Consider the following 11,910-nt stretch of genomic DNA (forward strand, 5'->3'; position numbering starts at 1 on the left):
GTAGATATTACTTAATTCATTATTAATATTGTCATTCCGGCTTGTCCGGAATCTATCTTTAATGTAAATAAGGGGAAGATTCCGGACAAGCCGGAATGACACGAATACAGTTATGGATATTAATTCAATGGATATCGCGCTTTCAGTAAACAAACTTACAATGGATTTCGGCGGGATCAGGGCGCTGGACCATCTTGACCTTGATATTAAAAGGGGCGAGATACTTGCGCTTATCGGCCCTAACGGAGCCGGCAAGACAACATTCTTTAACTGTATAACCGGATTATATGAGCCATCTGAAGGAGAGATATTCATATCTCCGCCTGAACAAAAGAGGGAGAAGATCAACGGTCTGAAGCCGAACATCATTACAAAGCTTGGCATGGCGCGCACATTCCAGAATATCCGCCTCTTTCCGAATATGACAGCACTTGAGAATGTGATGATAGGACGTCACTGCCGAACCCATTCAAGGATCATCGGAGCTCTCTTCAGAGGCAGCTCTACAATGAATGAAGAGAGGGAGAGCGTCAGGAAGAGCTATGAAATGCTCGAAAAGACGGGATTAAACTCATATGTGAACGAGGCTGCAAAGAACCTTCCATACGGCGCGCAGAGGCGGCTTGAGATAGCGCGTGCTCTGGCTACAGAGCCTTTTCTGCTGCTGCTTGACGAACCTGCCGCAGGGCTCAACAGCAGTGAGACAATGGAGCTTGATAATATGATAAAGGCTATCAGGGACGAAGAGGGCATATCCATCCTCCTTATCGAACATGATATGAAGCTTGTGATGAGCATATCCGACCGTGTTGTTGTCATGGACTATGGAAAGAAGATAGCCGAGGGCGCTCCTGATGAGATAAGGAATGACCCTGTTGTGATAAAGGCATATTTAGGAGAGGATTTCGTTGCTTAAGCTGATCGATGTAAACACCTTTTACGGAAATATTCAGGCCCTGAAGGGAGTCAATATCAATATCTCAGAGGGAGAGATAATAACCCTCATCGGCGCAAACGGAGCAGGCAAGACCACAGCCCTCATGTCCATTTCAGGCCTTGTGCCTCCAAGGTCAGGCGGGATATTTTTCTTCAGCAAGCCCATTCATAATGTGAGCCCTGATAAGATCGTGTCGCTCGGCATATCACAGGTGCCTGAGGGGCGGCACATATTCCCGCAGCTGACCGTCATGGAGAATTTGCGCATGGGCGCTTTTTTGCGCAGGGACAGAGACGGGATAAAGAAAGACCTTGAATACATATTCGATCTCTTTCCGATCCTCACATCAAGGCGCCATCAAACAGGTGGAACGCTGAGTGGCGGCGAACAGCAGATGCTCGCAATTGCAAGGGCGCTCATGGCAAGGCCAAAACTTCTTCTGCTTGATGAGCCTTCGCTCGGGCTTGCTCCAATGATAGTAAAGCAGATATTTGAGATCATACGAAAGATCAACAAAGAACACGGGACCACCGTATTTCTTGTTGAGCAGAATGCAAACCTCGCGCTTCAGACAGCTCACAGAGGCTATGTAATGGAGAACGGCAGGGTTGTGCTTGAAGGCTCTGCCGGTGAACTGCTTTCAAATGAGGATGTAAAAAAGGCATATCTCGGCTTTTAATACAGAATTGACTTTCACCTGAATTCTGATAAAATGCCTTATATGATTTTCATCATAGTTATATGCCATAGACTATAATATATTATGCTTAGCATATGCGAGGAGGAATAAGATGGATATACTTCAGGCGATCAAGGAAAGACGCTCGATCAACTTTTTTGAACCTGGTCAGGATATTTCAGAAGCAAAGCTCAGGGAACTCATTGCGCTGGCAAACCTTTCACCGTCCTCATTCAACCTCCAGCCCTGGCGGGTTGTGGTAGTGAAAAATGCTGAAAGGAAAAAGACTTTAAGAAAGTGCGCCTTTGACCAGCCCAAGGTTGAGGAGGCGTCAGCTGTCCTCATAATCATCGCAGACCCGAATGCTGTAGAGGATAACAGCGGCAGGGTGCTTGACAGCTGGCAGGAGCTTGGATTTATGAAGCCTGAGATGCGCGAGACATATCTTGGGATGATGAAGAATCTTTATGGTGATGTTGACAGTATCACGAGAAAGATCTTTGCCGCAAAGAATGCCGCTCTATTCGGGATGAACATTATGTTGGCGGCTAAAGGGCTTGGGCTTGAGACGCATCCCATGGATGGTTTTGACGGGGAGGCGGTAAAGAAGGAGTTCGGCATTCCTGAAGACAAGATAATCCCAATGCTGATTGCTGTTGGAAATTTAAAGTCAGGTATAACCCTTCTCCCAAGGGCGTTCAGGCGGGATATCGACGAGTTCACAGGTTTTGAATCCTATAAATCGTAAACCTTAAAAACCGGAGGAATGATGAAAGCTGTTCAGATAGCAATTAAGATGGAGACTGACGCGATCAATTTTTATAAGGAGGCAGCGGCAAGGACATCTTCGCCGGTCGGGGAGAAGATGTTCCTGTCAGTTGCAGAAGATGAAAAAAGGCATCTGCTGATGCTTTCCAAAATATTTAAAGGCGAGGACATCATTATAGAAGATGTTAATCCCAAAGATAATATCAGGACTATCTTCGAGGCCATGAAGGACGAGATGATGCAGAGGGTCAAAGCGACTGATGATGAACTTGAGGCTTTTAAAATTGCCATGCAGATGGAGAAGGATGGGATAGAGTTCTACAGGAAGGCAAAACTCGGAGCAGGGTCAGATCTGGAGAGATCTTTGTTTGAAAGGCTGATCGTTGAAGAGGCGCATCATTATGACATCTTTGCAGAAACATACTCATTTCTGCTTGATACCGGGAATTGGTTCTTGTGGGATGAGCAGGGCATTATTGAAGGATAGTTGTTTTAATTATATATATAGGAGGAAGATAATGAAATATTCGATTCAGGAGATAGTTGAGCAGGCAATACAGACAGAGAAGCTCGGATATGAGTTTTATACAACTCTGGCTGAAAAGTTCAGAGATGATGGTAAGCTCTGCGGGCTTTTTGAACTGCTGGCGGGGCAGGAACTTAAGCATGAGCAGGTCTTTATCGGCCTGAAAGGTCAGATCTCTACCAAGAGCCTTGTTGACTGGGATGAAGCGTCGCACTATCTTAGAGCCATAGTTGAGTCTGAGTTCTTTCTTGGAAGTAAAAAAGCGCTGCCGTCACTGCAGAATATTAAGACAGGCAATGATGCCCTGCGCCATGCAATGTTCTTTGAAAAAGAGACGCTTCTTTATTTTTACAGCATGCGAGACCTTGTGATAGAGTGGAAGGTGGTTGACGAAATTATTAACGAAGAGAAGTCCCACATAAAACAGATCTCTCAGATGATGAGATAATTTCAATAATGGACTACACAATAAAGATAGGCGGAGAGGCAGGGCAGGGGATACAGACCATCGGCGGCTCTTTGGCAAAGGCCCTCTCCAGGTCCGGCTATCATGTCTTCACCCATCAGGACTATGAGTCCCGCGTAAGGGGCGGGCACAATTTTTACCAGATAAGGTTTTCAGACAAACCTGTTTCAGCTATCAGAGAGAAGGTTGATATACTTGTTGCGTTTGATACAGAGAGCATTCTCCGCCATGAGACAGAGCTTACCGTAAACGGGATCATTATATATGACTCCTCATTTCACAAGCAAAAACATAATGAGCCGTATTTCCTTGACGTTCCATTCTCTGATCTTGCTTTAGAGCATGGCGGCAATAAGATCATGCTCAATACCGCAGCGACAGGCGCTGTGCTTGGTATGCTCGGCATTGAGACTGAAATTCTTATCGGATTAATTAAGGAAGATTTTAGAACAAAGGGCGATGAGATAATCAGCGGGAATATTAAGGCTGCAGCTGCAGGCCATGAGTATACAAAAAACAAATGCGCTAAATGTTCATTCACAATAACGGAACCGTCAAATAAGAAGATGCTCATCAACGGTACAGAAGCTATAGGCTTGGGGGCTATAGCTTCAGGATGTAAATTTTATTCTGCCTATCCTATGACGCCGGCAACAGGCATCATGAACTATATTGCCGATAAAGAGGAAGAGTACGGAATCATTGTCGAGCAGGCTGAAGATGAGATTTCTGCCATCAATATGGCGCTTGGGGCATCGTTTGCAGGCGTGAGAGCTATGACAGGGACTTCAGGCGGCGGCTTTGCCCTGATGCAGGAGGGCGTCTCGCTTGCCGGCATGACTGAAACACCGATAGTCATTGCGCTTGGACAGAGGCCCGGGCCTGCGACAGGGCTTCCTACAAGGACAGAACAGGCTGACCTTCTCTTTCTTCTTCATAGCGGACACGGGGAATTCCCCAAAATAGTCTTTGCTCCGGGTACACCCGAACAGGCATTTTATCTCACGAACAAGGCGTTTGAACTTTCTGAAAAATATCAGGTCCCTGCATTTGTTATTACTGATCAGTATCTTGCTGATACTCAATGGACATATGACAGTTTTGCTTCTGACAAGATCAAATATGTTGACCGCAGGCTGCGCGGTGATGAGCTTACGAAACTGCCTGAGTACCGCAGGCATGCCTTTACAGACAGCGGGATATCTCCTCTTGCGGTTCCCGGAGCTTCAAGGCATCTTGTTGTTACAGACAGCGATGAGCATGATGAAGACGGACATATCACAGAGAATGCGGAGACGAGGAACAAGATGGTAGAGAAGAGGCTCTTTAAAAAAATGCCATTGATAAGAGAAGAGATATCTCCGCCTCTTCTGTACGGTGATAAAGAGCCTGATATTCTGCTTGTAGGATGGGGCTCAACATATGGTGTGATAAAAGAGGTGGTCGATATTCTTTCAAACGAAAAACGCATAGCAATGCTTCATTTCAGCGAGATATATCCATTTCCTTTGGAGAAGAAATTAAATTATTTGAGCTTATTGAATAATTCTAAACTGGCGATATGTATTGAGAACAATGCAACCTGCCAGTTTGCGCGTCTCATAAAGGCGGAGACCGGCTATATCTTTTTTGAGAATGAGATAAAGAAGTACGATGGAAGGCCTTTTACTTTAGACGGACTTTTAGGAGAGGTGAATGCCCACATTAGAAGATTATAAGGGACAGACACCGGCATGGTGCCCGGGATGCGGCAACTTTAATATCCTCAGGTCATTTAATGAGGCCATGGTGGAGATGGGCATAGAGCCACATCAATTCACTATTGTCTCTGGAATAGGACAGGCAGCGAAGTTTCCTCATTACACTAAGTGCAATACCTTTAACGGGCTTCACGGCCGGACGCTTCCGGTTGCGACAGGCATCAGGCTTGCGAATCATGAGATGATAGTCATGGCGGTTGCAGGCGACGGCGACTGCTATGGAGAGGGCGGCAATCATCTGCTTCATGCCATAAGAAGAAATGTGAATGTGAAGCTCTTTGTGCATGACAACCAGGTATATGGATTAACAAAGGGGCAGGCGTCCCCTACAACAGGCGAGGGCACAAAGACAAAGAACCAGCCGTTCGGAGTATTCTCATCTCAGCTTAACCCGATGGCGCTCGGCGTGGCGCTGGATTGCAGCTTTGTAGCAAGAGGATATGCAGGCGATTCAGAGCATCTTAAAGGCCTGATAAAGGAGGCTGTCCATCATAAAGGTTTCGCTTTAGTTGATATACTCCAACCCTGTGTTTCTTTTAATAAAGTTAATACATATAAATGGTATGGTGAAAGGGTCTACCACATTGAGCCTGAATACAATCCTGAGGACAGATTAAAGGCGTTTGAAAGGTCGCTTGAGTGGGGTGATAAAATACCGCTTGGAATAATATACAGGAATAACCGCCATACTTATGAAGATATGATACCAGTCATTAAAGAAAGCCCTCTTGTAAATCAATCCTTTGATTTGTCAAAATTGGAAGCCGCGTTAAAAGAATTTTATTAGAGGATTTAAATGATAATAAGATGCTGGGGTGCCAGGGGCTCAATCCCTGTTTCGGGAAAAGAGTATCTGAAATATGGAGGCGATTCAACCTGTATTGAGGTCAGGACAAAAGATGATGAGGTTATAATCATAGATGCAGGCACCGGAATCAGAAGGTTAGGCAACAGGTTTTTGAATGAAGGCCGCCGCAAGTATAATATCATCTTTACGCATTCGCATTGGGACCATATGCTCGGCTTCCCTTTCTTCAAGCCGATATATTTAAAAAAATCTCAGATAAAACTGTACGGGTTCCCAACCGCGCAGGCTGACATGCACAGGTTCCTGTCAAAGACGATGAGGCCGCCTTTTTTCCCTGTCTGCTTTAAAGACCTTGCCGCAAATATCAGCTTCACTAAAGTATATGAACGTGATCTTCATATCGGATCGGCAAAGATAAGCCGCATAAAGCTCAGCCACCCGAACCTCGGGGTCGGTTACAGGATAGAGGAGGATGGAAAGTCTTTCGTATTCCTTACAGATAATGAATTCACATTTAATCATCCCGGAGGGCTTGGGTATGAGGATTATCTCCATTTCTCCAGAGATGCAGATCTCCTGCTGCATGATTCTGAATATACTGAAGAGGAATATAAAAAGACAAGAGGATTCGGCCATTCCACGTACAAAGACGCGCTCAAGCTTGCTATTGGGTCAAACGCAAAGATGTTCGGCCTCTTCCATCATAATCAGGACAGGTCAGACGATGAGCTTGATGGTATTGTTAAAGACTGCCAGCAGATAATTCTCGAAAACAACTCAGGCCTGAAATGCTTTGCTGCATATCCCGGCATGGAGATAGTTTTATAAAGAAGCCGTGTTGGATACAGAGACTAACGGAATATTATTTTCAGGTGCGGCAGTTTTTCTTTGATCGCTTCTTCTATGCATTTGGTATCGCAGGTTGTGCAGACACCGGAACAGTGGATAGCGACTTCATTGCCATTGATGTCGCCTAATGCAAAATAGCCGTCATGTTTATCCATGAGCCATTGAAGGCTCTTTATGACCTCTGATACTTCTCTTCTTGTCTTGTCCTCAGAAGTTTCTTCAGTCATTATATTCAGGATAGTAATTAACTGATCTTTTCAAAAGCCTCTTTAGGCGCATTGCAGACAGGGCACTTCCAGTCGTCTGGAAGTTCTTCAAACGGAGTCCCCTCAGCTGCATCGTCATACTCATAACCGCAAATAGTGCATTTCCACATAGTCTTCTCCTTTATGATATTAAAATTTCAAATGATATTCTTTTACTTTTTTTGCAAACTCTCTGCCGAACTCATAGCACTTTTTTTCATCTTCTGGATCAGGCTTGTAATTAACCTGTACCCCGGGCTCAAAGGTTTCGAGCCCCATCTTTCCAAACTCCTCATAAGCGTTCTTAACAGCGCCGCCGCCCCATCCAAAACTCCCGAATGCGCCGGCGATCCGGTTCTTTGGACGCAATCCTCTCAAATGGGTAAGGAACTCTGCAACTGAAGGAAAGAGAATATTATTCAGGGTAGGGCTGCCGATAAGACACCCGCGTGACTTCCAGAACTCCTTTATGGCAACGCTCATGGGCGTAGCGCGGAGTTTTATGACCTTGCAGTCAACCCCCTCGTCCAGGATTCCCTGTGATATCGGCAGGGTCATCTCAGCAGTGCTGTGCCACATAGTGTCATAGATTATAGCCACGCTAAGGTCTGACTTGCCATTTGCCATATCAAGGTACATGTTAATCACCTTGCCGGGGTTCCGCCTCCAGATCACGCCGTGGTCAGGCGCGATCATATCTATCTGAAGCCCAAGCTTTTGAACCTCCGCAAGTTTGCTCTTGATAAGCGGGCCGAACGGCATCAATATATTTGCATAGTATTCGATAACCGAGTCCTCAAGTTCACTTACAGACGCGCAGGTTGAGAAATCATCATCAAACCTTGCCGATGAAGCGATGTGCTGGCCGAAGGCATCCTGGCTGAAAAGAAGTTTTGCCTCATTTACATATGTCATCATTGAATCAGGCCAGTGAAGCATCGGTGTCTCAAGAAAGGTGAGGGTGTATTTTCCCGTTTTCAGCGTATCGCCGGTCTTGACAATGTTGATCTTCCACTTTGAAATATCAAAATGCCTGTCTAATCCCTTTTTGCCTTTTTCAGTAATGTAGATGTTAGCGTCAGGGGTCAGCTTCATTATATCGCCGAGAGAGCTTGCATGGTCAGGCTCAATATGATTGACAACAATATTAACGATCTTTGAAGGCTCTGCTACGCTCTTGATGTTTTCAACTGTGACAGATGAGAAGTCATGCTTTACAGTATCAACCAGAGTGAGCTGCTCATCATTAATTAAATAATTATTATATGACGTGCCTCTCGGTGTCACATAACCATGGAAATCCCTAACAGCCCAGTCAACTGCCCCTACCCAGAAAATGTCCGGCTTGATCTCTATCGCCTTCATCTAACCTCCAGCATATTTAACTTGACCTTAATCTTCTACAGTTATCTCTTTCTTTGCTTCCCACATCCCATGCAGGTTACAGCGCTCGACAACTCTTAGTGTGCTCGTCCTGTGCTTGCCTGCCTTAACAAGCGTTACTGTTGCCTCAGCCTTTGAAAGGGCAGGGGTAAGCTCAACCCTTGCATAAGTACTCTCTCCGGACTTGACCTCGATCCACTGTATATGATGTCCCTCTTCTGAAACATGAGGTATCTCGCCTACCTTGATCTTTACCTGGAACGGCTGGCCTGACTTGACCTTGTCAGGACACTCGATCACAGGTATATGTTTCCTCTCACCTTCTGTCAGATTTGCAGCATCCTTTGGCTGGTTTATCCCGCAAAATATTCCTTTTTCAGACATGTTATCCTCCGTTAAATAATTTGAATTTACCCTAAGACTTTATCACAGATCATTCAATGCAGCAAACAAAATGATCAAAATATTATCGCCTGATTAAGCCCGGCACTTCTCACACAATCCGTAAAACTCAATATGATTGCCGCTGAGTTCAAAGCCCATCTTCATTGAAGCAGGCAGTGACAGGTCAAAATCCTTGTGGACATCATGGATCAGATTACAGTTTTTACATATCAAATGATGATGCGGTGACATATTAGGGTCATATCTCTTCTTTGCTGGGTCGATATTCAGTTCATTAATGCAATTACTCTTCTTCATGGCCTCAAGAGAGTTGTAAACAGTAGCAAAAGACATGGTAGGGAAATTTTTCAAGACTATTTTATATATATCTTCAGCTGAAGGATGGCTGGTATTATCTCTAAGATAATCCAGAATAGCAATCCTCTGCGGAGTCAACTTAATGCCTAAACATCTATACTTTTGCATATATTCCCTCCAAGAAAATATATTTGTTAATAATGATTCTAAGAAAGAGTATCACAGCCGAATTAATCAAGTCAAGGGACTATATATAATGAATAACTTTTTAATGAGGATATAAAATGGTTTATAATTAATTCGTGAAAAAAAGTGCGGTAAGGGTTCATATCAAAGGTTTAGTTCAGGGTGTTTTTTTTCGTGCAGCTACAAAAGAGACTGCTGACAAACTTGGTTTGGAAGGATGGGTCAGGAACCTTCCGGATGGAAGCGTTGAAGCGATCTTTGAGGGTGAGCATGATAGTGTTAAAAAGGCGGTGCAGTGGTGTCATGATGGGCCGCCCGGAGCCAGGGTATCTGATGTTGATGAGAAATGGACTGAATATGCCGGTGAGTTTGATGAATTCAAGATATGGTATGGATATTAGAAATCAGAAATATATAATGCGGTATCTGCGTTTGACTCTGACAAATGATAAAGGGATAATAATGCCATGCCTCTAACATTGCTGAAAAAAAGAGACTCCAACAGCGGTATTGACAAAGAGATAGCCCTTCTTTTATCTCAGTTAAGCGGAGACTCTGTTTATGAACTAATGGAGCTGTCAAATATGGCTCGTGTCAAAAATATAGGAAACACTATTGATCTCTGTTCAATTGTCAATGCCAAGTCCGGCGGATGTTCTGAGGATTGCCACTTCTGCGCGCAGTCAGTACATAACAATACAGGAGTTGATCAGTACCCTCTATTTACTAAAAAGCAGCTGCTTGAGTCAGCCATCGCTGCCAAGAGGCTTGGCGTCAAACGCTTCTGCATCGTAACAAGCGGCAAGAGGCCCTCTGACAAAGAGCTTGATGAGATATGCTACTTTGTTTATGAATTAAGAACCCTTGGGCTTCTGCCTTGCGCCACTCTCGGTCTCCTGGATATCACAGCACTGAGAAGATTGAAAGAGGCAGGGCTTCACAGATACCATCATAATCTTGAGACCTCCGAAGAGTTCTTCAATGAGATCTGTACCACTCATACATATTGGGATAAGATAAGGACCATACAGGCTGCAAAGACGCTCAAGCTGTCTGTATGCAGCGGCGGCATCTTCGGCCTTGGAGAAACATGGGAGGACAGGATAGATATGGCTTTCGCACTGAAAGACCTTGATGTTGACTGTGTCCCTATAAACTTCCTTACGCCTGTATCAGGAACGCCGCTTGGCGATATTAATCCGATGACTCCGGCAGAGGCATTAAAGATAATAGCAATATACAGGCTTATACTGCCTGACCGCAGTATAAGAGTATGCGGAGGCAGAGACAAGACGCTGAAAGATCTCCAGTCATTTATATTTACCGCAGGAGCTGACGGACTCCTGCTTGGGAATTATCTGACAACATCAGGAAGAAACCCTGATGATGACATCCGCATGATCAAGGACCTCGGGCTCAAAATCTAATGTCCAGCAGTCCATATTACAGCATAAGGATGAGAGCGTCAAAGCAGGGGAGTCATATCTCAGGCGCTGAGGGATTATATATAAAAGAGGATATTGATAAGGTTGTAAAGAAATATTCTGCAAGGGCATTATCTCATGAAAGAGGCCGGCCGGATGAAATCTGTATCAGCATTGATAAGGTCAAGTGTGACGTTGAAACTATTCCTTCCCTGCCTCTTTGCACAATGAATTCTTTAAACTCCCATTCCGCAAAAGATGCAGCCGCTGTTATTCTGTCATCATCTGGTATATCTGAAAATGCAGTTGTAACAGCCTTTAACATGCTGACCTCAGGGGAAGTCAAAGCAGGCGCGTTCCTTCTTGATAAAGAAGGCAGACATTTGATGGATAACGGTAAAAGCGTAAGGGCAAGCCGGATGGGCATAACCAATACCGCATTCAGGTCTCTATCAGCAAGGCTCGGCAGGCTCGGTATAAACAACGCTACTGTCAGGGAGGCGCTTATACTGGCGAGCAAGGTTCAGCATCATCCCGGGATAATAGCAGAGTTATGTATCTCTGATGACCCAGGCTACACAACCGGATATGTTACTGCCGCAGGCTATGGATATATTCGACTGCCCCACATCAAAAAGAAAGGAGCAGATCATGGCGGCCGGGTCTTCTTTGTTGACGGTGTCAAAACTAAAGAACTGATTTTATATTTGCAAAGCATGCCTGTTATAATAAATAAAATAATGCGCTGCAGGGGGATCGTCACAATAAGTGATATCCTGAGCAATCATTAATAATTTAATAAAGATAGAGAGGAGACGATATGGCTAAACCTGAAGAGATGTGGCAGTGCCAGCAGCTTAATTGCGGATACATATATAATCCGGACAAAGGCGACAGAAAAGGCGGTATCCCTAAAGACACAAAGTTCGAGGATCTGCCTGATGATTGGAAGTGCCCGTCGTGCGGAGCAGGCAAGCATATGTTCAAGCCTCTCGCATAGTGTTCTAACATTTGGTTACGCTTCTTTTATTTTATTAAAACCATATGTATAATAATCACTTGTTTGTTAAATAGTTATTCAGGCGCGTAGCTCAGGGGGAGAGCGCTACCTTGACACGGTAGAGGTCGGCGGTTCGATACCGCCCGTGCCTACCATTTTTAAGACAGTTATTCTTAT

At 44.7% G+C, this 11,910-nt stretch carries 17 protein-coding genes and 1 tRNA gene; 13 read left to right on the forward strand and 5 right to left on the reverse strand.

Annotated elements, in window-relative coordinates; translation table 11 throughout:
• The first annotated feature begins 127 nt into the window (after positions 1 to 127).
• From Q7U10_09725 to Q7U10_09760, 8 genes are all read left to right on the forward strand, one after another.
• A complete protein-coding gene (locus tag Q7U10_09725) occupies positions 128 to 916 on the forward strand; it encodes an ABC transporter ATP-binding protein (GenBank protein MDO8282881.1) in 789 nt (262 codons plus the stop codon).
• Positions 909 to 1,616: an ABC transporter ATP-binding protein gene (locus Q7U10_09730; protein MDO8282882.1), complete on the forward strand. Its 708-nt coding sequence runs from the start codon at positions 909 to 911 to the stop codon at positions 1,614 to 1,616. The genes Q7U10_09725 and Q7U10_09730 overlap by 8 nt, the downstream gene beginning before the upstream one ends.
• A gap of 112 nt (positions 1,617 to 1,728) precedes the next feature.
• Positions 1,729 to 2,364: a nitroreductase family protein gene (locus Q7U10_09735; GenBank protein ID MDO8282883.1), complete on the forward strand. Its 636-nt coding sequence runs from the start codon at positions 1,729 to 1,731 to the stop codon at positions 2,362 to 2,364.
• Positions 2,365 to 2,382: 18 nt separating this feature from the next.
• Positions 2,383 to 2,871 (forward strand): ferritin family protein, encoded by a 489-nt coding sequence (locus Q7U10_09740; GenBank protein ID MDO8282884.1) that lies wholly within the window; start codon positions 2,383 to 2,385, stop codon positions 2,869 to 2,871.
• Positions 2,872 to 2,902: 31 nt separating this feature from the next.
• Positions 2,903 to 3,358, forward strand: coding sequence for a ferritin family protein (locus tag Q7U10_09745; GenBank protein MDO8282885.1), 456 nt, complete (start codon positions 2,903 to 2,905; stop codon positions 3,356 to 3,358).
• Positions 3,359 to 3,366: 8 nt separating this feature from the next.
• Positions 3,367 to 5,094: a 2-oxoacid:acceptor oxidoreductase subunit alpha gene (locus tag Q7U10_09750; GenBank protein MDO8282886.1), complete on the forward strand. Its 1,728-nt coding sequence runs from the start codon at positions 3,367 to 3,369 to the stop codon at positions 5,092 to 5,094.
• Positions 5,072 to 5,923, forward strand: a complete 852-nt coding sequence (locus Q7U10_09755; protein MDO8282887.1) for a 2-oxoacid:ferredoxin oxidoreductase subunit beta — start codon at positions 5,072 to 5,074, stop codon at positions 5,921 to 5,923. Before Q7U10_09750 ends, Q7U10_09755 begins: the two co-directional genes overlap by 23 nt.
• A gap of 9 nt (positions 5,924 to 5,932) precedes the next feature.
• Complete coding sequence (locus Q7U10_09760; protein MDO8282888.1) at positions 5,933 to 6,772, forward strand: MBL fold metallo-hydrolase; 840 nt, start codon at positions 5,933 to 5,935, stop codon at positions 6,770 to 6,772.
• 23 nt (positions 6,773 to 6,795) lie between these two features.
• Here the strand turns inward: Q7U10_09760 and Q7U10_09765 are convergent, their stop codons facing one another.
• From Q7U10_09765 to Q7U10_09785, 5 genes are all read right to left on the reverse strand, one after another.
• Positions 6,796 to 7,020, reverse strand: coding sequence for a NifU family protein (locus tag Q7U10_09765; GenBank protein MDO8282889.1), 225 nt, complete (start codon positions 7,018 to 7,020; stop codon positions 6,796 to 6,798).
• 17 nt (positions 7,021 to 7,037) lie between these two features.
• Positions 7,038 to 7,169, reverse strand: a complete 132-nt coding sequence (locus Q7U10_09770; protein MDO8282890.1) for a rubredoxin — start codon at positions 7,167 to 7,169, stop codon at positions 7,038 to 7,040.
• Between the two features lie 19 nt (positions 7,170 to 7,188).
• Positions 7,189 to 8,403 carry an FprA family A-type flavoprotein gene (locus tag Q7U10_09775; protein MDO8282891.1) on the reverse strand — a complete coding sequence of 405 codons (1,215 nt, stop codon included), beginning with the start codon at positions 8,401 to 8,403 and terminating at the stop codon, positions 7,189 to 7,191.
• Positions 8,404 to 8,430: 27 nt separating this feature from the next.
• Positions 8,431 to 8,805 (reverse strand): class II SORL domain-containing protein, encoded by a 375-nt coding sequence (locus Q7U10_09780; GenBank protein MDO8282892.1) that lies wholly within the window; start codon positions 8,803 to 8,805, stop codon positions 8,431 to 8,433.
• Between the two features lie 93 nt (positions 8,806 to 8,898).
• Positions 8,899 to 9,291 carry a Fur family transcriptional regulator gene (locus tag Q7U10_09785; GenBank protein MDO8282893.1) on the reverse strand — a complete coding sequence of 131 codons (393 nt, stop codon included), beginning with the start codon at positions 9,289 to 9,291 and terminating at the stop codon, positions 8,899 to 8,901.
• 134 nt (positions 9,292 to 9,425) lie between these two features.
• On the opposite strand from Q7U10_09785, the gene Q7U10_09790 reads away from it, so the two are divergent.
• From Q7U10_09790 to Q7U10_09810, 5 genes are all read left to right on the forward strand, one after another.
• Entirely contained in the window at positions 9,426 to 9,710 is a 285-nt protein-coding gene (locus Q7U10_09790; protein ID MDO8282894.1) for an acylphosphatase, read from the forward strand.
• A gap of 66 nt (positions 9,711 to 9,776) precedes the next feature.
• Positions 9,777 to 10,736, forward strand: coding sequence for a biotin synthase BioB (gene bioB / locus Q7U10_09795; protein ID MDO8282895.1), 960 nt, complete (start codon positions 9,777 to 9,779; stop codon positions 10,734 to 10,736).
• Positions 10,736 to 11,524: a 6-carboxyhexanoate--CoA ligase gene (locus Q7U10_09800; GenBank protein MDO8282896.1), complete on the forward strand. Its 789-nt coding sequence runs from the start codon at positions 10,736 to 10,738 to the stop codon at positions 11,522 to 11,524. The genes bioB and Q7U10_09800 overlap by 1 nt, the downstream gene beginning before the upstream one ends.
• 29 nt (positions 11,525 to 11,553) lie before the next feature.
• Positions 11,554 to 11,733: a rubredoxin gene (locus Q7U10_09805; GenBank protein MDO8282897.1), complete on the forward strand. Its 180-nt coding sequence runs from the start codon at positions 11,554 to 11,556 to the stop codon at positions 11,731 to 11,733.
• Positions 11,734 to 11,813: 80 nt separating this feature from the next.
• Positions 11,814 to 11,888, forward strand: a tRNA-Val gene (locus tag Q7U10_09810).
• Positions 11,889 to 11,910: the final 22 nt, after the last annotated feature.

The sequence above is a fragment of the Thermodesulfovibrionia bacterium genome, from assembly GCA_030646035.1.
Lineage (GTDB): Bacteria > Nitrospirota > Thermodesulfovibrionia > UBA6902 > UBA6902 > JACQZG01.